Origin of the sequence: Flavobacterium plantiphilum (assembly GCF_046000495.1) — a bacterium.
GTDB classification, from domain to species: domain Bacteria; phylum Bacteroidota; class Bacteroidia; order Flavobacteriales; family Flavobacteriaceae; genus Flavobacterium; species Flavobacterium plantiphilum.
This window is the reverse complement of the sequence record NZ_JBELQA010000005.1, coordinates 49,296-73,652: the sequence shown is the minus strand read 5'-3', so window position 1 is coordinate 73,652 and position 24,357 is coordinate 49,296. Positions and strand designations below refer to the sequence as shown.

The window sequence follows — 24,357 nt, the reverse complement described above, 5'->3', positions numbered from 1 at the left end:
AAAAAAAGTGGAGTAATCGATAAAATGTGATTGTTTAATGAAGATTAATTAACAAATATTCTCTCTTACAATTATATCTCAATAGGCGCCCTCTGTTTCTAAGTAAAAACATATTCCTCTTTGCTGAATAGCATTTCCTTATTAATGCTGTCAGATTTTAAGATATTCCGGTCATTACACTAACTAAACAAAAAATGGATTATAAGTATGGCATTGCAACCAACTTATAATCCATTAAATCACTCAGGAAAACGGAATGAGAGTATTTTCAGGTCATTAATTATTTCGATAATCTTTAGGCGTTACTCCAAATTTAGTTTTAAAAGCAGTCGAAAAGTAATTGGGTGAAGCAAAACCACAAGAATAGGCAATTTCGGAAATATTCATAGTGGTAGTACTCAATAAAATCTTGGCTTTGTCCAATCTGAAATTATTGATATAATCGCCCACACCTATTCCTAAAACTCCCTTTACTTTTCTATAAAGCTGAACTCTTGAAATATTCAGGCTGCTTGCCAGTTCTTCGACCGAAAAGGAAGAATTATCAATATTATTTTCCAAAATAATATTGATTTTATTTAAAAATTCCTTTTCAATTAAACTCAAATTATCACTTTCAATTTTATCAATATTGTTAGTATAATAGTACCGTAGTTTTTCTCTATTAAACAATAAGCCTTTTATCGATTGTTTTAAAACTTTAAAATTAAATGGTTTGGTCAAAAACAAATCAGCTCCCACCTCTAAAGATTTCAAATAAGTGCTACTATCATCCATAGCAGTGAGAATAATTACGGGAATATGAGAAGTGATCATATTCTTTTTTAAAGTTTCACAAATTTCAAAACCGTTTCTTTCCGGAAGATTCAAGTCACAAATGACAATATCAGGCATCAATTCCAATGCTTTTTCAATAGCTTTTAAGCCATTACATCTTGTAACAATATAGTCCTCTTTTAATTTAGAATACATAAAATCCAATAAATCAATATTATCTTCGACAATTAAAAGGGATTGTTTGTTTTCAACAATTAACGATTCACTACTTTGTGAAAATTCATTTTCTAAATACTCATATTCATTTTCATCCGTAACAAAAGAATGATAGGAACTATTAACGATATCTGCTTTATTTAAATGGCTTTCACCTAATTTCAAATACACAGAAAACTCCGCTCCGTTAACTGATTTTACCTCAATTATTCCCTGATGCAGGTCTATAAAACTTTTAGATAAATTAAGCCCAATTCCGGAACCGTTTCTATAATTATTTGTTCCCTGAAAAAACGGACTAAAAACTTGTTTAATCTCTTTTTCAGGAATACCAATTCCAGAATCCTTAAAGCTAATTTTTACAAATCCATCCTTACTGTTTTGTCTAATCCTTATTGCTATTTCACCTCCGTCAGGAGTAAATTTAAAACAGTTTGACAATAAATTATAGTAGACTTTATCCATTAAATTGACATCAAAATACACTTCGATTTCTTCATTATCGGTTTCAATGGTATAATTAATGTTTCTTTTTTTAGCTTCTCTTTTAAATTCTTTAAATATATTTACCGAGAATTTCCACAGATTGTTCCGCGATAATTTAATCGTGAATTTTTTATCCTCTACTTTCCTAAAATCCAATAATTGATTAATCAGTCGAAGTAATCGCATGGAATTATTATACATAATGTCTAAATCTTTCTTGACCGTATTACTCTTATTCTGAAATTCATCATGTAATGATTCCACTGAACTTAAAATTAAAGTCAGCGGAGTTTTGAATTCATGCGAAATACCGGTAAAAAAATTAATTTTAGATTCGTTACTTTCTTTCAGTTTTTCAACAAATTTTTCTATTTCGTTTTTTTGACTTGTGATTTTATAATTATTAACCTCCAAAAGTCTTTTCTTATTTCGAATTGTTATAACAGAGTAAATACTAAATACAGCCAGACAAAAAATAATTACTAAAAAGAAACTCAATAGTTTTATTAGGTTATATAAAGTTATGTACCTCTCTTCCTGACCTTTAATAACATTCAGTTGTGATTCAATATTGGATTGTTGTACAGTTATCCTGTCAAACTGATTGCTTAATATATCTGCATTTATAGAATCAATTAATACTGTATTCAGTTCGTTATGTTTAGGTACAATTTCCTTATTACAAATTCGTAAAGCTAATTTTATTGCTTCGGCGCCTCCTGTTGGATATAGAACAGTAGCAGTAATAATTTTGTCTTTTACTAATTGAACTCCGCCACTTGGTCCATTGAGCCCATCGACACCGATAATTTTTATTTTGTTTTCGAATTCTTTTTTCTTAGCCGCCTGCCAAACCTGATAGGCTATGATATCATTATAAGCAAACACATAATTAATATTGGGATTTTGCTCAATAATTTTATTGAATTCAGCCTGAGGCAATTGATCATTTTTAGAAACTAAACTGATCACTTTAATGGCTGGAAATTGATGAAGGACTTTGTGAAAACCGATACTTCTTTCAAGTCCCGGAGAAGTGTTGGGATTTCCTCTTACTTCTAATACGACCCCTTTCCCCTCAGATAAAGACGCCAGATACTTTCCTGCTAATTGTCCCACTTCAATATTGTCAGTACCTATATAGGCTGTATAACTTGTTGAGTTTACTTTTCTGTCAAGCAAAATAACAGGAATTCCTTTGGAAAATGCTTTATCCAATACTGAGGTCAATGATTTGGAATCAAATGGAGATATAATAATAACATCCAAATCTTTCTCAATCATTGATTCGATTTGTTTGATTTGTTTATTTACATCTCTATTTGCATTGAAAACGGTCAGTTCTACATTAGGATTTAATGAAGCTTCCAGTTTCATTGTATATTCCATGGCATCCCTCCATGCATCTCCACTTATACATTGCGAAAAACCAACCTTAATACTATTTTTATCTTTAGTATCTGTAATACACGAATTAAATAAACAGATATAAGCAATCAGGATGAGACAACTAAATTTTCTTAGCATGTGATTTTCATAAAATTGATGAATATAAAACCGGTTGAAAAACAAGGAAAATTGTTATTCTTGAACTGAGGAATACTATTTTAAAATATGTTTTTGTTCCTGTAAATATATTCAAAAGCTATTTTAAAACTAAATAATTTTGAAGATTAATACTTTATTCATCTCCTATTAGAATCTTTTTCCAGAATAAAATTTTTGTACCTAATAACTGACTCTGTTCATTCGAAGATTTCAACATGGAATCATTTTAAAAGCAAAAAACCTCGAAAACTAAGATTTTCGAGGTTTTATTCCATTTGAATTTTAATCAGCAGAGAGGAAGGGATTCGAACCCTCGATGCAGTTACCCACATACTAGCTTTCCAGGCTAGCTCCTTCAACCACTCGGACACCTCTCTTTTTGGGATTGCAAATAACATGAAAAAATCTGACTTAGAAAAATATTTTTTGAAATATTATGTCATTTCTCCCCGTAAAGAAGTTTCAAAAACTGTTTTAAAATGGTTTGGAGGTGTCTTTTGACCCAACAAGAACATCAATTTAGTAATTGCAGTCTCGGTAGTACTGTCTTTAGCGGAAATTACTCCTATTTGCTTCAAGACGGAACTCGTTTCATATTGTCCCATATTTACTGTACCTGTTAAGCATTGCGTAACATTCACAATATGCTTTCCGCTTTCTATTGCCTGCGTCAGGGCTTTGATAAACCATTCATCGGTGGTAGCGTTTCCGGCACCATAGGTTTCCAGCACAATTCCTTTAAGATTTGGAATATTTAAAATGGCTCTAAAAACACTTTCGCTCATTCCGGGAAACATTTTTAAAATAACCACATTGGTGTCAAAAGAAGTATGAACAATCAACTTCTTAGAATCATCATTTTCTAAAAATAAATCCGATCTCAGATTCAGATGCACTCCTGATTCTACTAAGGCCGGATAATTAGGGGAACAAAAAGCATTGAAATTTTCAGAATTAATTTTAGTCGTTCTGTTGCCGCGATACAATTTATATTCAAAATAAAGACAAACTTCAGTAATAACAGCTTTATTATTTTGCTGTAAAGAGGCGATTTGAATGGCTGTAATCAAATTTTCTTTAGCATCTGTACGCAAATCACCAATAGGCAATTGTGAACCGGTTAGAATTACCGGCTTAGCTAAATTTTCGAGCATAAAACTCAGTGCCGATGCTGTGTACGACATGGTATCAGAACCATGAAGCACCACAAAACCATCAAATGCTTCATAATGGGATTGTATCATTCCGGCAATCGAAATCCAATGCGAAGGATTCATATCAGATGAATCAATTGGTGTTTCAAATGAAAGGGTTTCTATCTCACAATCCAATTGTTTTAACTCAGGAATTTTTTGTAATAATTTACTAAAGTTGAACGCTTTTAATGCTCCTGAACTCAGGTCCTTTTGCATACCAATGGTTCCGCCCGTGTAAATTAAAAGAATTTTAGTCCTTGAGTTCATGGGTATATTTCAGTTTATTGACAACCGGATTTGCATACATGGCTAATATCCCCTGTAATGCTATAGGATTTTCGGCATCAATTCTTTTTTCTAACCTGCGCTTGAAAACTGCTTTTTCATCTTCGGTATACAAATGCGAATATTTATCCGTTTCATTTAAAATATCATAAGCAATATAATTAGTAGGCCATAATTTATAACTGCTCAAAATAGAATCATCTATGGCTTGTGCCAAAGCCTGAATTTGTTTATTTACATTATCGTTTTCAGCAATAATAGTATCAATTTCAGTATCCAGAACTTTTCCGATATGAATAAAAATACGTTTTTTAGGACCTAAAGCACCGCTCAGGATAGTCATAAAATCCTCGTTTTCCTGTTTTACATACACTTCATTATTTGCTTCCGCCAATAATTGAGGCATTTTTAAAGCATCGGTAGGATCGTATTCATACGAAATAGAAACCGGGACAATCTTGATTTTTTTGAAATAGTCCATCAAATTGGCTTCGTCATTTGCCATTCCCAGCATTTTTAAAACCCCGGGATTAGTCATGTCATTACCATCTTTTGTTCGTCCTTCGCGTTGTGCAATCCAAACCGAACGGTTTTCATGTTGCAACAAATGACTTATGTATTCTGATAATGTTTTGGAACTTTGCAGCATCTCCCTTGGTGGCAAGCCACGCTGTACCAAAAAATTCCGATTTAGTTTAGCTAATACATTTAAAAAAGGCTGTTTTACTAAATTATCACCAATGGCCGAAGCGGTCATCACTAAATCATGCTCAAATAAAGTAGCGTTAAGCAAGGTGGTATCGAGTAAAATATCTCTGTGATTAGAGACAAATAAGTACGAAGTATTAGGTTCTAAATGTTCAAATCCGGAAGTTGACAAGCCTTCAGAACTTTTTTCTAATACTTTTTGAACGGATTGATAGATAAAATTACATTGAAAATCACGAATAGAATGCGTTTTCATCAATTGCTCTTTCCATACTTCATCATCCACATTGGGGAAAGAGAAATTCATTAATGACTTCAACATCGGATGATGAAGTACTTTTTTTATCGCTTTATTTATTTCGGAATCATAATACGGCCGAATCTCGTCAAACTTTTGCATTTTGGTACTATTAGAAAAACAAATGAACAAAAAAAATATTAAATTTTAGCGAATTCTACTTTAAATCCCAAAAATTGCTTTTGAATTTTCAGTCGTTTTTTGCGCAATTTCAACAGCAGAAACATTGTAAATCTGTGATAACTTATCAATTACATTCACAAGATAACTGCTTTCATTTCTTTTGCCCCTGAAAGGAACAGGAGCCAGATAAGGGGCATCGGTTTCTAAAACGATATGCTTCAAATCAATTTTATTCAAAAACTGGTCGATTTTTCCGTTTTTAAAAGTCACTACACCGCCAATCCCTAATTTCATATTATAAGACAAAGCCTGTAAAGCCTGCTCATAAGTTCCTGAAAAACAATGAAAAATTCCAAATAAACCTTCTGTTTTTTCTTCTTCTAAAACGGCAAAAACTTCATCAAAAGCTTCACGACAATGTATCACAATTGGCAATTGGTATTGTTTGGCTAATTGGATTTGTTTCTTAAAAGCGATTTGCTGTTCTTTCAAATGGATTTTGTCCCAATACAAGTCAATCCCAATTTCACCAATAGCGTAGAATTTTCTTTTTTTCAGTTCTTCTTCCACATGAGCTAATTCGTCCAGATAATTATCTTTCACATGCGTAGGATGTACCCCAGTCATTAAAAAAACATTTTCCGGATATTTTTGTTCCAAATCATACATTGCAGCCGTATAAGCCGAATCGATAGCTGGAATAAAAAAACGAGTCACACCAGCCGCTAAGGCACGTTGCATTATTTCGTCTCTGTCTTCTTTAAAATCTTCGCTGTATAAATGCGTATGGGTATCGGTAATTATGGGTTTTGTTTCCAATGTTGCTGTTTTAAGGATGCAAAATTGCAAAGTTTTTTAAAATTTAAACACAAAAGACACAAAAGTTTTATTTTAATCCCATTAAAACCAAAGACACAAAGTATAAAATCTTTGTGCCTTTTGTTTTCTTTTGTTTCTTATGTGTTTAAAAACCTAATCCAATCTATCCAACAACTCCTGAACCTGATTGTAATTTTCATAATCGGCAGGAATTGTCAATAGAATTTCCTGACAGCCTTTATAATCTTTTTGTTTCAATTTGGCTAAAGCCAAAACATAAATCGCTTTGTTTTTGTAAACCGAATTTCCTGATTTTATTTCGTTAAAAACTACTTCTGCTTTTTCAATTTGGTCGTTTTCTAATAAAGAAATCCCATAAAAATATTGAATTTCAGGCGATTTTTTTTCTTTCAAAATAGCTTCAAAAAGCGGAATAGCGGTTTTATAATCCTTAGCATTAAAAGCTATTTCAGCTTGTTTTAAATTCGCAACTTCATCTCCTCTTTCGGTTAAATAAGCGTTTTCGTACTGATTGTAATCCTCAAAACCAGGTTTGGAAGGATTAAACAAAAACAATCCCAATAGCAAAACCACTGATGCCGCAACTAAATACGTCCAAGGTTTTAACGAAATCACTTTGGACTTTCCTGATTTAAAATGTGCATCAGAAATATTTTTCAGATTAGCCTCAAAAGCATTTCTTTCGCTTGCAAAAGCAAATTTATTTTCTAATTGCAGTTGCACTTCTTTAAAACTATTTAGTTCTGAAGCCAATTCAGGATTTTCCAAAAGTTGGTTTTCAAAATCCAATTGGGCCTCGTCTGACAATTCGCCTTGAAGATATTGATCGAATAATAGGTATTTGTCCTCGTTCATGGCTGCTGTTTTTTTAATGATTTAAAACGACTATTTTCCTGAATCCACTGCGTGAGTTGGCCTGTACAAAGCGATTTTTTCTTTCGAATATAACCATAAGTTACATTCAGTTTTTCGGCTACTTCTTCCATTGATTTCAAAGTAAAACTCCACTTTAAAACTTCCTGACATTTTTCACCTAATCGTTGAAACATGGTATCAAAAAGCTGTTGCTTTTCTTCAAACACCTCTGTTTGTGCCACCATTTCTTCTGTGGGTTCATTAACAGATGTAAAATCATCGGAAATTGTTACCCCTTTATTAGCCGATTTTTTGAGTTCGTTCAACCATTTTCTTTTGCACAACAAAAAAAAGTAAGCATCAAAGGGACAAGTCAATTGCAATTGCCTGGCTTTGGCCTGATTGAACAACAAAATCATGATATCCTGAATTACATCTTGCGCCTGATCTTCATCGCCCGAATTGTTTCTGATATAAGAAACCACCTTGGGAACAAACTTCTTATAAATAGACTGGATTATCGCCGAATCGTTATTCGCCAATCCTTCTATTAAATACTGATCAGGATGCAATAAGTTTTTGGACATAGAAAAAAATTTAACTGCTAATGTAAAAAAGAATCTGAAATAAAAACGGACTTGAGGGGTAACAATTATAAAATCAAATGGATATAAGACTAATAACATAAGACTAATTTCAATTTAGAAACTATGAAAAATAAAGCACACAGTACTAAAAACTTTTCTAAAAAGCTTTCGAATAAAATAAAAGCCGGTTTTAAAATAACCGAATACAACACCAAATTACCCTATGTGGTTTTGACAAAAGAACAAAAAAACATCAACCACAATGTACACTTGGTACTTTGTTGCCTCACCATCGGGATTTGGTCTCTCGTTTGGGTTTATCTGACATTAACACATACTTCTAAAAAAGAAATCCTCATTGCCATTGACGAAGACGGAAATGTATTTGAAGAACGATGTTTACTCAATTAAGCCTGTTTGAATATTTAAAATCATCAAAATGATGTCCTTTAGTGTTGGGTAAAAATTTTGATGACTCTCAAACAGGTTTTATATAAATCTGAAATAAGTTAAGAAAAAAGGGTAACAATTTTAAAACCTAATTGATATAGCAGTATAAACAAGGAAAATCATTTTAATCATAATTAAAAATCAAGAAATCATGAAAGCAATTAAAACCTTATTATTTTGTTTTACAGCCGCATCAATTATTAGTTGCGACAATGACAACGACCCAACAAATAACGTATGTGATACCGGCTACGTTTCTACCTTAATTACAAATGCTTTTTCTACAGCAAATGGTTATGACGATATGGAAACCATGGATTTAGAAACCCATGAATACACCATTCAAATTAATGCAGATGGCGAAATTTGTAGTGTAGGGTATCAAAATCCATCAACCTATACAGGCGGTTATACCATGACGATAACTAATACAACCTCTAACACTTCCTATTCCGGAGTTCATACTTTTTCACAAACAACATTAGATTACCAATCTATTACTCCTGTACTAGTGAATAATGGAGATATTATCAATGTAAAAAGAACCATCCTTCCCGGCTATACCCTGTTAAATCAAACTATTGGACGATTGCTAAGACCCTCTAATTACAATGACGTTCCTTATCCAATTACTCAGGGAAATGTAGTGTTTTTAAGTTCTAACTTTTACGGCACAGGCGGACCTATTCCTGATTTTGCTCAACCCTATATTGCATTGGGCTTTAAAGTAAATTAAAAACAGGGGTAACAAATTAAAACAAGAATTGATATAACAACAGAATCAGAAACACAGAAAAAAAAATTAAAAAAAAAAAAAAAAAAAATCAAATACCGGGGTAACAATTGTAAACCCCAATTGATATAACGGTATAAAACAAGTAAAATCATTTTAACCATAATTAAAATCAAGAAATCATGAAAAATCTTAAAACCATCGGAATTTTATTTTTAGCAGCCATTTCATTTATAAGTTGCGACGATAGTGATGACAACCAACAAATGCCTGCAACAGCAGCAGAATTTGCAAACGTAAGACAAGCGGCCTTAGACAAAATGGTACAAGAATTTACTATCAATGCCGAAGACGGTGCTACCACACTAACATCCGAAAACGGAGTAAAAATTACCTTAAATGGAAATTGTTTGACTAAAGACGGAAATCCTGTAACCGGAGCAGTAAAAATCGAATACGTAGAAATCTTCAATAAAGGAAATATGTTGGTAACTAACAAACCAACTATGGGAATTATGCCTGATGGAAAACGAAATTTATTAATCTCAGGAGGAGAATTCTTCATCAAAGCCTCTCAAAACGGCAAAGAATTAGCCACAACCTGCAACATCAGTTTACAAGTTCCTACTGATTTAACCGGTGGAGTTGACAACACTATGACTTTATGGAACGGAATCATTGACGACGAAGGAAATCTGGCGTGGGAAGACGCTCGTAAAGCCGATGGAAATGGCGGAAAAGGCGGTGTAGAAGCAGGACAAAATACTTATTATGTAAGTTTTGGAAACTTTGGATGGACTAACGTGGACCGTTTTTACAGCGATCCAAGACCTAAAACTACCATCCTTGCCGATGCTCCTGAAGGTTATGACAACATAAACAGTTCCATTTATTTATCTTATGATGGCGAAGGAAATAACGCTTTAGCAAAATTAGATACTCATACTGCCGAAGGATTATTCAGCGAACACTACGGTCAAATTCCCGTGGGTCTTGAATGTCACGTGATTTTTGTAACAGAAGACAATGGAATGTGGAGATATGCTATCAAAGGTGTAACTGTTCAGGCTAATGACGTTTACACTTTCACAATGGGAGAAACAACTGTAGGAACCGAAGCCCAATTAATTGCCGCAATCAATGCGATTCAATAAAGAACTCCAAATTTAATTTCTGAAAAAAGTGGTGATTTACTCATCACTTTTTTCTATTTTTAAAAGATTTTAACCGCTAACCAACCAAGAATTAGTAGCTTATTCCTGCTGTTCGCTGTATCTTTTATGTCTTAAAGAAAGCCATAAAAGGATGCCGCTGCCATCAGGGCTAAAACCAGATTTGATTATGAAATACTATCTATCTTTTCTCTGTCTTCTTTGTTCATTACTCTTGTTTTCACAAAAAAAAGTCAAAGACACCATAACCCGAAGAGCTGCAATAAACTACATTCAAAATGCAAATGTGCTTAGCTACAAACCCGAAACACCACCATTAATTCCTATTGCAGGCGCACCTAAACCTAGTTTTTCTTATTTATGGGAATTTGGCGATGGCGCTTACAGCAAACAAGCCGAACCCAAACACACCTATAAAAACAAAGGAACTTACACCACCCGACTCACCGTAACCAATAATTATGACAACGGAAAACCTCCAGCAACCCGTCCCAAAAAAGTGGTTATTAATGAAATCACAGATAAAAATTTTAACGAAATCGCATCAGTTGCAGACCAAAATGGTTTTACCTTACAAAAAAATTGCGACCCTATTCCCGACCAACAAATGGAAGTTATCCTGAGTTATCAAAACCTGGAAAATTATGTAGCTAATGGCAAAATCTATCTGTTTTATAACGAAACGCAATTTAAAGACAATAACTTCGAATTGACTGATTTTCGAACCTATGCAGGCGAAAGAGAAGTCAAAGAAAATACTTTTGCTGTCAGCAACGACATTAATCAATCCAATTTATATTTGGCGTCAACCAACAATTATTTGCCCATTAACAAATACGAAAATACCACTACCGAAGAAGACTTAGACGCTACACTTGCCGAAGCACATAAAACCTTTAAAAATGTTTCTATCTTAGAATTTGACGACGCTAATCCGCAGGAAACACGCAATGTTTTTTACACTTTCAAGACCACTCCCGAAATGCTAAAAGACACTAGCGCCACCATAACCATGCGTGGTATTTATGTTCCCAACCGCAGTTATAAAAACCATAAAATAAAAAACCTAGAAATGGAAATTGTAACTTCTCATGACCCTAACAAAATGGGATCTAACGGAAGCTTTATGAATTACAGATTCGTTCGTTATAAAAGAGTGAATTTCAAAACCCGTTTTCAAAACAACGGCGAAGGTCCTGCCAGAATGATTCGTCTGGAAACCGATATTCCGGATATGTTTGACAAAAAAACATTCCAAATTGAAGACATGTACCCTAAATGTCCCATTTGCCCGAAAGACGAAATTCCAACCACAAGTTGTTTAGACACAATAATTAAGCAAAAGCAAATCTTCTTTACTTTCAAAAACATTTATTTGCCTGGAAGCGAACAAAAAAATGTAAAAGAAAAAGACAGTACTAAAGGCTTTGTAAAATACTCGATGAAATTCAACAAGGATTTCCACAAAGTAAATACCAAAAGCAGAACAGCAATTATTTTTGACAAAAACGAACCTATTATCACTAACTACGCCACTACCCGATTCCTACCCGGAATTTCTATTGGTGCTAAAGCAGGTTATAATTATTACCCAGACTTAGATAAGTCCAGAAGTTATTTTGTGGGTGCTACTATTTCGCCGTACAAATCCTATCGTTTCTATTGGCAAGCAGAATTAATCAATAGCAAACATGATTTTAATTCAGAAACTACCGTTAGCAATAGTATAATCTCTTCTGCCAATGGCGTTCGTCAAGCTACCAGAACTACTTCTACGACAAGTTATTCTAATTTCAACAACGAAATTCCTTTACTTATTCGCTACAACATCAACAATTACATCGGAATTGGAGCGGGTGTACAGGCCAATATCAATGCTTCGCAAAAAGAAGAACGCTATACCAAAATAGAGACTTTTGAAACAGAAAAACCAGACACCAACATCATTGACACCCAAGAAAACAGTGAGAACACCAGTAAGACATTTACCAATTTCAAATCAGGTTTATTATTCGATTTAACAGTTGGTGCCGCTCGGATTGGGCCAAGTTTAGGTGTACGTTATGTGATGAATTTCAAAGAAAATTTCAACTATTTCCAAGTGTATGGAATATGGAAGTTTTAGTTTTATATTTTAAACCACATAAGTCACAAAAGTTTTTCAAAATCCTTTCGTGAATATCGTTGATTTACTTTGCGTATCTTTGTGAAACAGCTGTTTATGAAAACATTTATTCTCTATCTTTTCCTATTTTGCTCTCCGATTATATTCGGACAAAATCCGCCTGCCCAAGAAGATAAAATCTACAATGCCATTGATCATTTTGTAGCTAATCCAACTGAAGAAAAATTACACGACCTCAGTATTACCGAAAATGCTTTTTGGAAAAATCCAAAACCTAAAACAAAACCGGAACTCCTGGCGATTGTCATTTTAAATTGCAACAAAGCCTATTACGAAAACCAATTCAATCGTACTCAGGATGCAATTAACAGTTACGAAAATGCCTGGAAAATATACAAAAAATATAATCTCAGCAATTATGACATTGTAGAATTTTGCTTAAAACCCTTAGGAAATCTGTACAGTATTATTGGTGATTACGACAATGCCGAAAACACCATCAAACAGTATTATTATATTGCGAACCAAGAAAAAAATCAAGAGAAAAAAATAGCGGCAATACTCAATTTATCGAATGTATACCAAAACTCGGGTAAGATTGATTTGGCTATTGACTTACTGGAAAAAACCATCCGAAGCAAGAAATTATCTAAAACCCAAAAAGGAATTTTGTTGAATAATTTGGGGAATAGCTATGTTTTGTTTTATAGAAAACCAACTCCTCCTACTCCTCCAATTAGAGAACATTTTTTCGAAAATCTTGAAGGTTCATACCTTGATGCCATCAAATTATTACAATCGGATAAAACCCAAACAGAAACGCTGGCCAATTGTTATCGAAATTTAGCTTTCCTTAATTCCCAATGGCAAAAATATGACCTAGCCAATTCCTATTTTGAAAAAGCCAAAAACTATTTTTATACCACACCCAATCTTTCTACCCGAAAAACAGCGCAATTCAAATATGAGGAAGCTTCTTTGTTGTTTCAGCAACAAAAACTAAACGAATCTACTGCCGCCATTACTGCTGTATTCAAATTGTTAATTCCGAATTATTCTGGTAAAAACAATTCTTTACCGGAACAAAATTCACTTTATACCGAAACGACTTTGTTAGATGCTTTAGATTTACAAGCAGCCATTTTCAACAAACAAAACCAACCTAAAAAAGCACTAGAAAGCTATGCTTTGGCATTCCACATAGATGAATTGTTTGCTAGTTTAATGGTGTATGAAAATTCTAAAATCATCAATCAAACCCGAGTAAGAAACCGTACCGAAAAATGCATTGCTATTTATGATTTGTTGTACCAAAAAGAGCAAAAACAAAGTTATATTGAAGCCGCTTTTCAATTAGCGGAGCAAAGCAAATCGGGTGTTTTAAAAAGTTATTTATCCCAAAATAAAACAGCTTCCAGAAAAGAAAAACTCCACATCGAACAATTGCAAAACTGGAGTAATGTTATCCTAAAAGAACAACAAAAAGGAGATTTGGCAGACATTGCCAAAATAAATGAAGCCATCGAAAAACAAAATGGGCTGATGCTTTCTCTAAAAAAAATTCGTTCTGAAAACACCGCTTCCGAAAAACAAACTATCGACTTGAAAGCTTTGTATACCAAATTAGAAAAAGACAAAGCCATGATGATTGAGTATTTTTCTGGATATGAAAAAATGTATTTTTTCACCTTGGCTAACAAAAAAATATCTTTAAACCAATTGAGTAATAATACACATACTTCTGTAAAAATTCTCCAATTTATTGACTATTTCAATAATCCAAATGCTATCATAAACAACATCAAAAGCTATAATCATTATGGAAAAATAGCCTATGATGTTTTGCGTTTACCAAAAAAAACCAATTATAACAACTGGATAATCATCCCTGACGGAATTTTAAACTTCCTTCCTTTTGAAGCCTTAATCACTCAAGAATCGAACACTACTAATTTTGCCCAAATGCATTATTTATTGAATGATTACAACATAGGTTATGAGAATTCAGCTCAGTTTTATTTGTCTTTCGACCCAAATAAAAAAATGCAGGACAAAACAGTTTTAGGCATTTTCCCTGTTTTCGAAAATACAGCTTTCACTTTGTCTTATTCTAAAAACGAAATGAATTCGATTCAAAAAAAATTCGAAGGAAAGTATTTTCAAAATGCCGAAGCTACTTTCGATAATTTTAAAAATAATGCCGTTAATTATTCTATTTTGCATTTATCTACGCACGCTTCATCGGGGGACATTGACACACCGGCAAGCATTAAATTTTATGATCAGGAAATTTTATATTCGGAACTTTACAATCTAAATATTAATCCGGATTTAGTAGTATTAAGTGCCTGCGAAACGGGTATAGGCAAACTCTTTAAAGCCGAAGGAGCCATGAGTATTGCCCGCGGATTTCAATTGGCGGGAGCGCAAAACTTATTATTTTCGCTGTGGAAAGTCAATGATTACACCACTTCGGTTTTTATGGATTCTTTTTACCACAATATAAAAAAAGGTCAATCTTATCTAGAAGCAAATGCAAATGCCAAACGTGATTTCCTGAAAAACCCTAATATTTCCAATGCTAAAAAATCGCCTTATTACTGGAGTGCTTTTGTCTATTATGGTGATTTAGAAAAAAATAAAGCTCCATTTAATTATATTTATATTATTTTGGGAATTGTACTCGCAATTGCATTAATTTGGCTGTTTATCCGATTTAAAAAATGAAAAACCTGCACGAAATCCTTAAAAAGGAAAAATATAAAAAAGTAAAATTCAAAATTACCAGGACGCAACATTTACTGATAAAAGCCAAGATCAATGGCGTCAGAGGCAACTTCATTTTAGATACTGGAGCCTCTACCAGCTGTGTAGGTTTTGAACATATTGCTTTATTTAATTTAAATGCCGAAGACTCAATAACCAGAGCCTCGGGTGCAGGAGCAACAGGAATGCTTACTCAGACCGCTTCAGAAAATAAATTACAGTTAGGTTCCTGGAAAAATCACAGTTTTGATTTGGTTATTTTTGATTTATCTCATGTCAATGAAGCCTTGACAGCCTACAAATCAAAAACTGTTGACGGTATCATTGGTGCTGATGTATTATTGAAGGGAAAAGCAATTATCGATTATTATAATAATTATTTATATTTACGCTAACCAACCAACACCAAGATATATGACTAAAAATTACTATAAAGCAGCTTGTTTAGCAATTGGAATGCTCTTGTTTTCCTGTGCCAGTGAAGACATGATGGAAGAAACATCAACGCAAACCGCTACAGTTGGCATCAATAACACACTTGAAATGTCTAAAAAGACTCCAATAAAAACTCCTGTAAATATTCTAACATGGGATTTTAATGATTTAAACGAATGGGAAGATGCTACACAGGCAGGTGTTCCTAATTATTACATCGAAAATGGAATTTTACGCATGTTTACCAATGCAAACACCTGGGACAGAACTAAAGTTAAATCGGTAGCTACTTATACTTCGGGAACCTATTCCTGGCGTGTTTATGTACCCACAATGGGTGTTGGCGACTGCGCCAGCATTGGTGCATTTTTATACAATGATGACACGCATGAACTCGATTTTGAAATAGGTTATGGGAAAGAAAGCGCTCGTCAAGAATTAAATGCCGTTGCAGATGATCTCATTGTTTATGCAACTTCTCAGGCAAATCCTTATCATTCTTTTCCAACAAAAATCAAACGGGAACAATGGTACACCCTTTCGATTACATTAGCCTTAAACAACAAGAAAAAATATGTTGCTACCTGGAAAATCGACAACCGGATCTTAACTACAAAAACACTTACTTATGGTACTCAGAAAAAGTTTAAAATCTTCTGTAGTGTCGAAAACCTCAGTTTCATTGGCGATCATATTCCAACGACACAGAATTATGGTTTGTTTGACTGGGTAGAATTCAAATAAAATAAATAATCCTTCTTTTGGAATTAAAAGAAGGATTTTTTATTTACCATCCGAGCCAAATCATTCCAATTCCGCACACTAAGATTATGGAACCGCTAATTAACTCAATAAACTTTTCAAATCCTTTATAGTTGATGGAATTAGCACCAAAAAAACCAATTAAAACCATGGACAGCATGGTTAAAATGGTTGCTAGCGTATAGACTACAATTAGGATTCCAACCTCAGTTAATGAATAATCAATAGCGGGATAAATAATAAGTGGAATCATGGGTTCACTTGGACCAGATGCAAAAATGAAGAACATCACCCAAGGCGTTACTTTAAAACGTTGGTTTGGTGCTACCGTTTGTCCATGTTGGTGTTCAAAAACATAAATCTCTCCTTCCTCGGAAGTATCAAAATGTTTGTGAATTTTATTTTTATTCATATTATAAAGAGCGTACAATACATATACTAATCCAAAAAGGAACAACATCCAGGAAGCAAATCCACCACGAATGGATTCTATGTTAAAAGTTTTGGCCAAAGTCCAGCCTAAAACTATTCCCACAACCCCTAATAATACGGAACTTAAAACATGAGCCAGCCCACATAAGGAAGTCCAAAGTATTGTTTTCTTTAAGCTCCATTTTTTAGAACGCGATAAAACAATAAACGGTAAATAATGATCCGGCCCACTAAAAGTATGTAAGGCACTAATGGAAATTACCGTTAAGCAAAGTATATTAAAATCCATTTTGTTTGATTATTTTAGTCATTTCTCTCATCCAGAATAATAGTTTTTCGGCTTTGTCATGCAAAATTTTAACAACCAAGCCATTTGTTGGCGTTTCTGAAATTCCGAACACACAGTTTTTATCCTCTAAATAAGTGTCCAATTGCTTCTTTAAGTTCTTTACATCGCAAGATTCGTTCAAAAAAGCCAAACTCAACTGATGTGTAAAACCCTCATACTGTCCTAAATTCATCGGATTAGATTCCGATGGTTTTAAATATAAATTTTCAAAAAACACTAATCTATTTTCCTGATAAATCTTTGTCACCGATTGAAACTGCTTGAATTCAAAAACTTCTTCTTTTAGTTTTCTTCCACAAGTAAAAATTTCACCCCAGAGTACCGAAGCATTTTTTTCTAAATAAATCGTATTGCTACTCTTAAAACTAGAATCTTTATGAGGTACACAAGGATGTGGCAAATAGCATAAAAAAGAGTTGGTTTTCAAAGTCACATTTGTTTCTTGAAAAGCGCTCTTTTCCATGATAAACAAGCGTTGAAAAGATTGAGTAGTAAACTCCATTTGACTATTTTCATGCAAAGTAAAATCAAAATACAATTCATCCTCGTCCAAAACTCCAGGTGAAGAACTCATCAAAATAAGTTCCAGCAAGGGATTTTTTTTATCTTCCCGAATGTCAACTACTTTAAATGGGGTATTAAAAAAAGCCGATTTCAATTGGGTAAGCCCATTTTTCACTTCAGCTTCTATGCTTACTTTTGAAATCATCTAACTAAATTAGGTTCGTCTACAGCTTCTAACAAGGCATATTTTTGAATCCAACCAATCACATCATACAAGCCTTCTTTCTTCATTAAATTGGTAAAAACAAAAGGTTTTCCATTTCGCATTTTTCGGGCATCGCGTTCCATTACACCCAAATCGGCATTGACATAAGGAGCTAAATCAATCTTATTAATCATCAACAAATCGCTACGTGTGATTCCTGGACCACCTTTTCTTGGGATTTTATCTCCTTCGGCAACATCAATTACAAAGATGGTTAAGTCCGCTAAATCAGGACTAAAAGTCGCCGATAGATTATCGCCTCCACTTTCGATAAAAACCAATTCGATATCTGGAAATCGTTCTATCAATTCATCCACTGCTTCAAGGTTCATACTGGCGTCTTCGCGAATAGCAGTATGAGGACAACCTCCTGTTTCCACGCCTATAATTCTATCCGCTGGCAACAAACTGTTTTTTGTTAAAAAGTCGGCATCTTCCTGCGTATAAATATCATTGGTAATCACACCCAGTGAATATTTAGAGGCTAATTCGCGTGTTAAAGCTTCAATCAAAGCTGTTTTTCCTGAACCTACTGGTCCAGCAATTCCTATTTTTATATAATTTCTTTCCATTTTTTATTTTTAAGACATGTACAATCTGGAGTATAAATTTTCATGTTCCATCGCTCGAATGTCAAATGCGGTGGCACTCATTCCTAATACGTCAAGATTGGGCTGTAGTGCTTTTTGAGTCAATTTTTCTAAAACAGGCAATAATTCAAACAGCATTACTTGTCCGGAATCCTGACTCAAAGGAATTAATTTGACAGCATTGGTGATGTAACCAATGGTTGTATTATAAAAGAATCCTTCTAAAGCTTCTTGTTTTACTATTTTTAATTCGTGCGCATAAATGGCATATAAAATACAATAATGTCCATTTATACTTTTGTTTTTTAGTGCCAATTTTAATTCTTGGATTAATTCGGTTTCAATTAAAGGATTGAAAATTTTCGTTAACCGAATCCCTAGTTTCTGACTAGCGGTTCTAATTTCTTTGGGCAATTTTGACGCATGACACAAACCATCAAGTTCTATAATTTTGTCCCAATCTTTTTGCTCACAAGCATCATAAACCAAACTAATAAAAGAAGCTTCATTAGGCAAAATGCTATGAGTCAATATTTCGGTCAAAAAAACTCGTACACTTTCTACCGATTTTACTATTTCTTTTTGAGTATATGTTTCCAATCCATAAGAATGTGAAAATCCCCCAATAGGTAAAGTAGGATCAGAAAGATGCAATAAATGCAGCAATGAACTTTTCATTATTTTTGGGTTAGATTCATAATTTTCGAAAACAAAGTACCACTTTCTCCATGTGGCGCCACTGAAGTTCTTAAAGGAGTTAACAACTGTCTTGTTTGCTCATAGACTTCAAAACCCATCGCTGACAATTGGCGAAAAAGCGGTTTTTCTAAAGGGACTAATAGCGCTTCTTCTTCATAAAACAAGGGCAAATGTTTGTTTCCTATTTCATAACAAATAGAGGCCGTTTCAAAATTATTTTTGGGAATAATAACCAAGCAATCACAAGGAAGAATATTCACTACGTAATTCTTATCTCCTTCCTGACTTAAGATTTCTCCTTGTTCTAAATTAGGATTTTCGTTTAAAAATTTCAATCGGAAATCTTTACCATCCCTTGCTGTTTTATGTTGGATACGCTTATTGGTTTCAAACCATTCAAAATCAATTAAGATTTCAGTTCTCGGTTTAAGACAAAGCGATTCGGGTTGAATTTTAGTGGTAATAATCATTTAAAATAAAAAATATCTTTGCGCCATTGGTACTTCTTTCAAAGGTTCGCAAGTAATATGCTCTCCATCTACTCTTACTTGATAATTCTCTGGATTGACTTCTATATTTGGCGTTTTATCATTGTGAATTAAATCTTTCTTCCCTATGTTTCGGCAATTTTCTACCGGAAGGATAATTTTGTTTAATTCGTATTTTTCAATCGTTTTGTTTTCAATCGAAATTTTGGAAACAAAAGTAACACAGGTTTTATGCAAAGCTTTTCCATAAGCCCCAAACATAGGACGGTACATTACAGGTTGCGGGGTAGGAATAGAAGCATTAGGATCTCCCATTCGTCCTGCGATAATCATTCCGCCTTTAATAATCAATTCGGGTTTTACGCCAAACATAGCTGGTTTCCACAACACTAAATCGGCTAGTTTTCCAGGTTCAATAGAACCTACATGTTTTGAAATTCCGTGAGAAATGGCAGGATTTATCGTGTATTTGGCAATATATCTTTTTACTCTAAAGTTGTCATTGCTATTGGCTTCATCTTCGGGTAAAAAGCCTCTTTGGATTTTCATTTTATGAGCGGTTTGCCAAGTTCTGATTACAACTTCACTCACTCTTCCCATGGCTTGTGAATCACTACTCATCATACTAAAAATACCTAAATCGTGTAAAATATCTTCGGCAGCAATGGTTTCTGGACGAATTCTGGAATCAGCAAAAGATACATCCTCAGGTACGGATTTGTCCAAGTGATGACAAACCATCAACATATCTAAATGTTCATCAATAGTATTAATAGTAAAAGGACGCGTTGGATTGGTACTGGATGGCAAAACATTTGGATACATGGCTGCCTTAATAATATCAGGTGCATGACCTCCTCCTGCTCCTTCGGTATGGAAAGTATGAATTACTCTGCCATCAATCGCCTCAACAGTATCTTCCAGAAAACCACTTTCGTTAAGTGTATCCGTATGGATAGCAACCTGAATATCGTATTTATCAGCAATAGTTAAGGAAGCATCAATAGTAGCCGGAGTAGCTCCCCAGTCTTCGTGAATTTTTAATCCTAAAGCTCCTGCTTCAATTTGTTCTACAAGTGGATCCAATGTAGAACAGTTTCCTTTTCCAAAAAAGCCTAAGTTCATCGGAAAAGCTTCTGCACTTTCGAGCATTTTTTGAATATTCCAAGCTCCCGGAGTTACCGTAGTAGCATTGGTTCCATCAGCTGGACCTGTTCCGCCACCAATCATAGTGGTCACTCCACTATATAAAGCGTGGTCTATTTGTTGCGGACAAATAAAATGAATATGCGTATCAATTCCTCCAGCGGTAACAATTAATCCTGCTCCCGAATGCACTTCGGTTGAGGCACCAATAATCATATTTTCGGTAATGCCATCCATAGTGTCTGGATTTCCTGCTTTTCCAACGGCAACAATTTTTCCGTCTTTAATACCAATGTCACCTTTCACAATTCCCCAATGATCAATAATCATGGCATTGGTAATCACAAAATCAAGTACACCTTCATCTCTGGTGGCTCTAGCGGATTGTGCCATTCCATCGCGAATGGTTTTTCCTCCACCAAATTTGGCTTCTTCACCATAAACCGAAAAATCTTTTTCAATTTCGATAAACAATTCTGTATCAGCCAATCGTATTTTGTCACCAACTGTTGGCCCAAACATATTGGCATATTTTATTCTATTTATTTCTATACTCATCGCATATTATGGTTTTAGAAATTTGTTTAATTTTTCCTGAATGCTTTCTTTGTCTAAAATATTGACATTGGAATCTATCAAATTATTGAATCCATAAATAGTTTTATCGCCACTTATTTCAACTAACTCCACTTCTTTTGCTTCTCCTGGCTCAAAACGCACCGCAGTTCCTGATGCAATATTCAATCGCATTCCAAGAGTTTTCATTCGATCAAAATCCATTTTTTTATTAACTTCAAAAAAATGAAAATGAGAACCAATTTGAATTGGACGATCTCCAGTATTGGTTACTTCAATAGCAACGGTTCGCTTACCAACATTAATTTGAATGGGTTCCTCTTTTAAAATATATTCTCCTGGTATCATTTGATTGGATTATGAACGGTTACTAATTTAGTTCCATCTGGAAAGGTAGCCTCAATTTGGATATCGTGTATCATTTCAGGAACTCCTTCCATTACATCTTCTCGACTCAGAATTGTTGTTCCATAATGCATGAGTTCTGCAACTGTTTTTCCATCTCTAACTGCTTCTAAAAGTTCCGAACTAATTAGAGCAATTGCTTCTGGGTAATTTAACTTAAGACCTCTTTTTTTTCTTTTATGGGCGACTTCTCCAGCAGTATGCAAGAGTAATTTTTCTATTTCTTTTGGAGTTAGGTGCATGATATATTATTTGAACTTATTGTTACAAAAATATCATTATTTTTTATTGAAATCCGAATCTACAACGGAACATTTTAAATAAAATACCCCAAAATACTTATTTCTCAAAAAAACTAATTGTAAAAATAAAATACAAAAAAATAGGGGTGATAAATCTAAAATATAATAATTATTACAATACACCCCCTATTTTTCAGGGGGTCTTACAAAAATAATTATAATTTTACCTCAGTAGAAACCAAAAATAAAAATCAAGCATTATGAAAAAAATCATTTTAGCACTTACAAGTTTAGCATTATTTGCATCATGCAAAAAAACGACCTCTACTGAAGGCAAAGAAGATGCCGAAACAGTAAAAATAGGAGTATTACATTCATTATCAGGAACAATGGCTATCTCCGAAACAGATTGCAAAAACGCTACTCTTTTAGCTATTGAAGAAATAAATGCCGCTGGCGGAGTTTTAGGAAAAAAAATTGAACCTATTGTAGAAGACGGCGCATCTGATTGGCCGACATTTACTGAAAAAGCAACTAAATTAATTGACCAAGATAATGTAAAAGCAGTTTTTGGATGCTGGACTTCATCAAGTAGAAAAGCTGTTTTACCTGTTTTTGAATCTAAAAACAACTTGTTATTCTATCCAGTACAATATGAAGGAATGGAAGCTTCTAAAAACGTAATTTATACCGGAGCAGCTCCTAACCAACAAATCCTTCCTGCTGTTGACTACTTAATTAAAGAAGGAAAGAAAAAATTCTTCTTAGTGGGTTCTGATTATGTTTTTCCAAGAACAGCTAATAAAATCATTAAAGCTAAATTAAAGGCAGAAGGTTATGAAGTGGTAGGTGAAGAATATGCTCCACTAGGTCATACTGACTTTACATCTATTGTTCAAAAAATAAAAAGTTCAGGAGCTGACGCTGTATTAAATACCATAAATGGAGACAGCAACATTGGATTCTTTAAACAAATAAAATCAAACGGATTAGTTGCTCCAGCAGTAACATGTATGTCGTTTTCTATTGCTGAAGTGGAGTTAAAAGGAATTGGAATTGACATTATGAAAGACCAATTAACGGCCTGGAATTACTTTATGAGCATGAAAGGAGAAGCTAACGAAAAATTCATCAAAGCATATCAAGCAAAATATGGCACTGATAAAGTTACTGATGACCCAATTGAGGCAGCTTATTTTGGAGTATACATTTGGGCTGAAGCTGTTAAAAAAGCAAATTCATTTGAACCGGCAGATGTACAAAAAGCAATTGGCGGTGTTAGTTTTGACGCTCCGGAAGGAAAAGTTTCAATTGACCCGGTAACAAATCACACTATTAAAAACTTTATGGTTGGTAAAGCCAATGACAAAGGACAATTTGATATTATGTACCAATCTCCAGAAATGATTAAAGCCGATCCTTTCCCGAGTATTGCTACTAACAAAAAAGTAATTGCCCCGGGAAACATCCAATAACCAAAACCATTTTATAACAATCCCAAATAATAGCCATTTATGAAAAAAATTTTATTGACACTCGTTGCTCTTTTATGTACTTCCGTTTTTTTTGCCCAAGATAAAGGAGAATTCAATTTAACCGGATCATTCCATAATCAATGGTACTGGAGAGGCTATGCAGTAGGACCGGATCCCATTGTGGCTGCTCAGGCTAGTTTTAAATACAAAGGTTTAGAAGTAGGTACCTGGAACGGATATGGTTTAGCCGGAATCTGGAAGGATGTTGATTTGTATGTTTCCTATACCACTAAATTCGGATTAAGCATAGCACTGTGGGATATTTATAATTACAGTGATTACACCGCTTCTCCAGCGTATGCGGCTTATGGAAATCACTCACAATCTAATTATTTTAATTATGGAGATGGAACCAGACATTTCTTTGATTTGTCTTTAGCCTACACTATTCCAAAAACAAACCTCAATTTATTTCTGGCTACAATAGTAGCAGGAAGAGATAAAAATACTGATGATTCGCAACGACTGTCTTCTTATTTCAAAGCTTCATACGACTTTAGTTTTGAAAACAGCATAACAGTTAGTCCTTATATCTCTTATGGGTTTGCATTGAATAGTGATGAAGGAGATACGTTTTGGCAATGGACAGACAAAGCCGTTGCTGACGCTAAAAGTTCGGGATTTAATGAAATTGGAATCAACATTAGTAAGCCAATAAAAATTACTGATAACTATAGTATAAAAGCGAGCGCTGGTGCAGTTGCCAGTCCTGTAAATCATACAATGACAGGTTTACTTGGTGTTACTTTATTTTAAAAATTAAT

General features: G+C 34.0%; 23 protein-coding genes and 1 tRNA gene. 9 read left to right on the top strand and 15 right to left on the bottom strand.

Annotation, left to right across the window (positions count from 1 at the left end; translation table 11 throughout):
* Nucleotides 1–276: 276 nt before the first annotated feature.
* The 7 genes from ABS764_RS09775 to ABS764_RS09745 form a co-directional block, all read right to left on the bottom strand.
* The gene (locus tag ABS764_RS09775) at nucleotides 277–3,006 is read right to left on the bottom strand and encodes a substrate-binding domain-containing protein (protein ID WP_408081607.1); all 2,730 of its coding nucleotides are present in this window, start codon (nucleotides 3,004–3,006) and stop codon (nucleotides 277–279) included.
* A gap of 311 nt (nucleotides 3,007–3,317) precedes the next feature.
* Nucleotides 3,318–3,404: transfer RNA gene (locus tag ABS764_RS09770), tRNA-Ser, on the bottom strand.
* Nucleotides 3,405–3,461: 57 nt separating this feature from the next.
* Nucleotides 3,462–4,490, bottom strand: a complete 1,029-nt coding sequence (locus tag ABS764_RS09765) for an asparaginase (protein ID WP_408081606.1) — start codon at nucleotides 4,488–4,490, stop codon at nucleotides 3,462–3,464.
* Nucleotides 4,474–5,616: a 1-acyl-sn-glycerol-3-phosphate acyltransferase gene (locus ABS764_RS09760; RefSeq protein ID WP_408081605.1), complete on the bottom strand. Its 1,143-nt coding sequence runs from the start codon at nucleotides 5,614–5,616 to the stop codon at nucleotides 4,474–4,476. The genes ABS764_RS09765 and ABS764_RS09760 overlap by 17 nt, the downstream gene beginning before the upstream one ends.
* A 60-nt stretch (nucleotides 5,617–5,676) precedes the next feature.
* On the bottom strand, nucleotides 5,677–6,456 hold the full coding sequence (locus tag ABS764_RS09755; protein ID WP_408081604.1) for a TatD family hydrolase: 780 nt from the start codon (nucleotides 6,454–6,456) through the stop codon (nucleotides 5,677–5,679).
* Between the two features lie 153 nt (nucleotides 6,457–6,609).
* Nucleotides 6,610–7,332, bottom strand: coding sequence for a tetratricopeptide repeat protein (locus tag ABS764_RS09750; RefSeq protein ID WP_408081603.1), 723 nt, complete (start codon nucleotides 7,330–7,332; stop codon nucleotides 6,610–6,612).
* Nucleotides 7,329–7,919 (bottom strand): RNA polymerase sigma factor, encoded by a 591-nt coding sequence (locus tag ABS764_RS09745; protein ID WP_408081602.1) that lies wholly within the window; start codon nucleotides 7,917–7,919, stop codon nucleotides 7,329–7,331. Before ABS764_RS09745 ends, ABS764_RS09750 begins: the two co-directional genes overlap by 4 nt.
* A 123-nt stretch (nucleotides 7,920–8,042) precedes the next feature.
* On the opposite strand from ABS764_RS09745, the gene ABS764_RS09740 reads away from it, so the two are divergent.
* The 7 genes from ABS764_RS09740 (at nucleotide 8,043) to ABS764_RS09710 (ending at nucleotide 16,344) form a co-directional block, all read left to right on the top strand.
* Entirely contained in the window at nucleotides 8,043–8,330 is a 288-nt protein-coding gene (locus ABS764_RS09740) for a hypothetical protein (protein WP_408081601.1), read from the top strand.
* 190 nt (nucleotides 8,331–8,520) lie between these two features.
* On the top strand, nucleotides 8,521–9,105 hold the full coding sequence (locus ABS764_RS09735) for a hypothetical protein (RefSeq protein WP_408081600.1): 585 nt from the start codon (nucleotides 8,521–8,523) through the stop codon (nucleotides 9,103–9,105).
* Between the two features lie 179 nt (nucleotides 9,106–9,284).
* Nucleotides 9,285–10,256 carry a hypothetical protein gene (locus ABS764_RS09730; protein WP_408081599.1) on the top strand — a complete coding sequence of 324 codons (972 nt, stop codon included), beginning with the start codon at nucleotides 9,285–9,287 and terminating at the stop codon, nucleotides 10,254–10,256.
* Nucleotides 10,257–10,443: 187 nt separating this feature from the next.
* On the top strand, nucleotides 10,444–12,399 hold the full coding sequence (locus ABS764_RS09725) for a PKD domain-containing protein (RefSeq protein ID WP_408081598.1): 1,956 nt from the start codon (nucleotides 10,444–10,446) through the stop codon (nucleotides 12,397–12,399).
* A 96-nt stretch (nucleotides 12,400–12,495) separates the two neighbouring features.
* Nucleotides 12,496–15,126, top strand: a complete 2,631-nt coding sequence (locus ABS764_RS09720) for a CHAT domain-containing protein (RefSeq protein ID WP_408081597.1) — start codon at nucleotides 12,496–12,498, stop codon at nucleotides 15,124–15,126.
* A complete protein-coding gene (locus tag ABS764_RS09715) occupies nucleotides 15,123–15,560 on the top strand; it encodes a retropepsin-like aspartic protease (protein ID WP_408081596.1) in 438 nt (145 codons plus the stop codon). The genes ABS764_RS09720 and ABS764_RS09715 overlap by 4 nt, the downstream gene beginning before the upstream one ends.
* A gap of 19 nt (nucleotides 15,561–15,579) precedes the next feature.
* Nucleotides 15,580–16,344 carry a LamG domain-containing protein gene (locus ABS764_RS09710; RefSeq protein WP_408081595.1) on the top strand — a complete coding sequence of 255 codons (765 nt, stop codon included), beginning with the start codon at nucleotides 15,580–15,582 and terminating at the stop codon, nucleotides 16,342–16,344.
* Between the two features lie 43 nt (nucleotides 16,345–16,387).
* On the opposite strand, the gene ABS764_RS09705 is transcribed toward ABS764_RS09710, so the two are convergent.
* From ABS764_RS09705 to ureA, 8 genes are read right to left on the bottom strand one after another with little or no spacing between them, the layout of a single operon-like run.
* Nucleotides 16,388–17,083 carry a hypothetical protein gene (locus ABS764_RS09705; RefSeq protein ID WP_408081594.1) on the bottom strand — a complete coding sequence of 232 codons (696 nt, stop codon included), beginning with the start codon at nucleotides 17,081–17,083 and terminating at the stop codon, nucleotides 16,388–16,390.
* Nucleotides 17,073–17,852, bottom strand: coding sequence for an urease accessory protein UreD (locus tag ABS764_RS09700; protein WP_408081593.1), 780 nt, complete (start codon nucleotides 17,850–17,852; stop codon nucleotides 17,073–17,075). The genes ABS764_RS09705 and ABS764_RS09700 overlap by 11 nt, the downstream gene beginning before the upstream one ends.
* Nucleotides 17,849–18,484: an urease accessory protein UreG gene (gene ureG, locus ABS764_RS09695; RefSeq protein WP_408081592.1), complete on the bottom strand. Its 636-nt coding sequence runs from the start codon at nucleotides 18,482–18,484 to the stop codon at nucleotides 17,849–17,851. The genes ABS764_RS09700 and ureG overlap by 4 nt, the downstream gene beginning before the upstream one ends.
* A gap of 9 nt (nucleotides 18,485–18,493) precedes the next feature.
* A complete protein-coding gene (locus ABS764_RS09690; RefSeq protein ID WP_408081591.1) occupies nucleotides 18,494–19,180 on the bottom strand; it encodes an urease accessory protein UreF in 687 nt (228 codons plus the stop codon).
* Complete coding sequence (locus ABS764_RS09685; protein WP_408081590.1) at nucleotides 19,180–19,671, bottom strand: urease accessory protein UreE; 492 nt, start codon at nucleotides 19,669–19,671, stop codon at nucleotides 19,180–19,182. Before ABS764_RS09685 ends, ABS764_RS09690 begins: the two co-directional genes overlap by 1 nt.
* Nucleotides 19,672–21,393 (bottom strand): urease subunit alpha, encoded by a 1,722-nt coding sequence (ureC, locus tag ABS764_RS09680; RefSeq protein WP_408081589.1) that lies wholly within the window; start codon nucleotides 21,391–21,393, stop codon nucleotides 19,672–19,674.
* Nucleotides 21,394–21,399: 6 nt separating this feature from the next.
* Complete coding sequence (gene ureB / locus ABS764_RS09675) at nucleotides 21,400–21,759, bottom strand: urease subunit beta (protein ID WP_408081588.1); 360 nt, start codon at nucleotides 21,757–21,759, stop codon at nucleotides 21,400–21,402.
* On the bottom strand, nucleotides 21,756–22,058 hold the full coding sequence (gene ureA / locus ABS764_RS09670) for an urease subunit gamma (protein ID WP_408081587.1): 303 nt from the start codon (nucleotides 22,056–22,058) through the stop codon (nucleotides 21,756–21,758). The genes ureB and ureA overlap by 4 nt, the downstream gene beginning before the upstream one ends.
* Before the next feature lie 260 nt (nucleotides 22,059–22,318).
* Between ureA and urtA the strand changes: the two genes are divergently transcribed.
* Both urtA and ABS764_RS09660 read left to right on the top strand, forming a co-directional pair.
* Nucleotides 22,319–23,533: an urea ABC transporter substrate-binding protein gene (gene urtA, locus ABS764_RS09665; protein WP_408081586.1), complete on the top strand. Its 1,215-nt coding sequence runs from the start codon at nucleotides 22,319–22,321 to the stop codon at nucleotides 23,531–23,533.
* A gap of 39 nt (nucleotides 23,534–23,572) precedes the next feature.
* A complete protein-coding gene (locus ABS764_RS09660; protein ID WP_408081585.1) occupies nucleotides 23,573–24,349 on the top strand; it encodes a hypothetical protein in 777 nt (258 codons plus the stop codon).
* Nucleotides 24,350–24,357 lie beyond the last annotated feature (8 nt).

Excerpts from the sequence above, each read along its gene's own strand:
- ureB (WP_408081588.1), bottom strand. The coding sequence starts at position 21,759 with ATGATACCAGGAGAATATATTTTAAAAGAGGAACCCATTCAAATTAAT.
- ABS764_RS09745 (WP_408081602.1), bottom strand. The coding sequence starts at position 7,919 with ATGTCCAAAAACTTATTGCATCCTGATCAGTATTTAATAGAAGGATTG.
- ABS764_RS09690 (WP_408081591.1), bottom strand. The coding sequence starts at position 19,180 with ATGAAAAGTTCATTGCTGCATTTATTGCATCTTTCTGATCCTACTTTA.
- ureC (WP_408081589.1), bottom strand. The coding sequence starts at position 21,393 with ATGAGTATAGAAATAAATAGAATAAAATATGCCAATATGTTTGGGCCA.
- ABS764_RS09765 (WP_408081606.1), bottom strand. The coding sequence starts at position 4,490 with ATGAACTCAAGGACTAAAATTCTTTTAATTTACACGGGCGGAACCATT.
- ABS764_RS09750 (WP_408081603.1), bottom strand. The coding sequence starts at position 7,332 with ATGAACGAGGACAAATACCTATTATTCGATCAATATCTTCAAGGCGAA.
- ABS764_RS09760 (WP_408081605.1), bottom strand. The coding sequence starts at position 5,616 with ATGCAAAAGTTTGACGAGATTCGGCCGTATTATGATTCCGAAATAAAT.
- ABS764_RS09685 (WP_408081590.1), bottom strand. The coding sequence starts at position 19,671 with ATGATTATTACCACTAAAATTCAACCCGAATCGCTTTGTCTTAAACCG.
- ABS764_RS09705 (WP_408081594.1), bottom strand. The coding sequence starts at position 17,083 with ATGGATTTTAATATACTTTGCTTAACGGTAATTTCCATTAGTGCCTTA.
- ureA (WP_408081587.1), bottom strand. The coding sequence starts at position 22,058 with ATGCACCTAACTCCAAAAGAAATAGAAAAATTACTCTTGCATACTGCT.
- ABS764_RS09730 (WP_408081599.1), top strand. The coding sequence starts at position 9,285 with ATGAAAAATCTTAAAACCATCGGAATTTTATTTTTAGCAGCCATTTCA.
- ABS764_RS09740 (WP_408081601.1), top strand. The coding sequence starts at position 8,043 with ATGAAAAATAAAGCACACAGTACTAAAAACTTTTCTAAAAAGCTTTCG.
- ABS764_RS09715 (WP_408081596.1), top strand. The coding sequence starts at position 15,123 with ATGAAAAACCTGCACGAAATCCTTAAAAAGGAAAAATATAAAAAAGTA.
- ABS764_RS09735 (WP_408081600.1), top strand. The coding sequence starts at position 8,521 with ATGAAAGCAATTAAAACCTTATTATTTTGTTTTACAGCCGCATCAATT.
- ureG (WP_408081592.1), bottom strand. The coding sequence starts at position 18,484 with ATGGAAAGAAATTATATAAAAATAGGAATTGCTGGACCAGTAGGTTCA.
- ABS764_RS09660 (WP_408081585.1), top strand. The coding sequence starts at position 23,573 with ATGAAAAAAATTTTATTGACACTCGTTGCTCTTTTATGTACTTCCGTT.
- ABS764_RS09720 (WP_408081597.1), top strand. The coding sequence starts at position 12,496 with ATGAAAACATTTATTCTCTATCTTTTCCTATTTTGCTCTCCGATTATA.
- urtA (WP_408081586.1), top strand. The coding sequence starts at position 22,319 with ATGAAAAAAATCATTTTAGCACTTACAAGTTTAGCATTATTTGCATCA.
- ABS764_RS09710 (WP_408081595.1), top strand. The coding sequence starts at position 15,580 with ATGACTAAAAATTACTATAAAGCAGCTTGTTTAGCAATTGGAATGCTC.
- ABS764_RS09775 (WP_408081607.1), bottom strand. The coding sequence starts at position 3,006 with ATGCTAAGAAAATTTAGTTGTCTCATCCTGATTGCTTATATCTGTTTA.
- ABS764_RS09700 (WP_408081593.1), bottom strand. The coding sequence starts at position 17,852 with ATGATTTCAAAAGTAAGCATAGAAGCTGAAGTGAAAAATGGGCTTACC.
- ABS764_RS09725 (WP_408081598.1), top strand. The coding sequence starts at position 10,444 with ATGAAATACTATCTATCTTTTCTCTGTCTTCTTTGTTCATTACTCTTG.